The sequence below is a fragment of the Streptomyces sp. NPDC043896 genome, from assembly GCF_056435605.1.
This window is the reverse complement of sequence record NZ_JBWKEE010000010.1, coordinates 1-605: the sequence shown is the minus strand read 5'-3', so window position 1 is coordinate 605 and position 605 is coordinate 1. Positions and strand designations below refer to the sequence as shown.

1 protein-coding gene is annotated in these 605 nt (G+C 69.8%); it reads left to right on the top strand.

From position 1 onward, the window contains the following. The first annotated feature begins 160 nt into the window (after positions 1-160). Positions 161-514, top strand: coding sequence for an ArsR/SmtB family transcription factor (locus AC069X_RS16510; RefSeq protein ID WP_478729274.1), 354 nt, complete (start codon positions 161-163; stop codon positions 512-514). Positions 515-605 lie beyond the last annotated feature (91 nt).

The window sequence follows — 605 nt, the reverse complement described above, 5'->3', positions numbered from 1 at the left end:
TGCCCCCCTCCACTACGCTTCGTCCGGTGTCTTTCTCTTTCTTCTCCTCTCCCCCCCCCCCCCCCCCCCCCCCCCCCCCCCCCCCCCCCCACCCCAGCCCTTCCTACGACGTCTCTCGTACGATGGGATCCGCAGCCGAGCCGAACGAGTGGAGCAGGACATGACGGAACGCGACACGGCCCGCGCCCTCGCCCACCCCGAGCGGCGGGAGATCCGCCTGGAGGGCGTCCTGCACGCGCTGTCCGACCCGATGAGGCTGTCCATCGTCCGCGAACTCGCGGCCACCGACACCGAACTGGCCTGCTCCGACTTCGTCCTGCCGGTCACCAAGTCCACGACCACCCACCACTTCCGCGTCCTGCGTGAGAGCGGTGTCGTACGCCAGACCTACCGCGGCACGGCCAAGATGAACGGCCTCCGCCGCGAGGACCTCCAGTCCCGCTTCCCGGGCCTCCTGGACAGCATCCTGGCCGCCGCCACCGCCGAGGAGTCCCCGAGCGCGGACGCCGGCTAGATGAATGAGTCCGATGTCTTCAGTGGTCGTAGGCGATCAGTGATCGTTTGACGGGGGCGCCGGTGGTCCAGTTGTGCCAGATGCCGGCGGC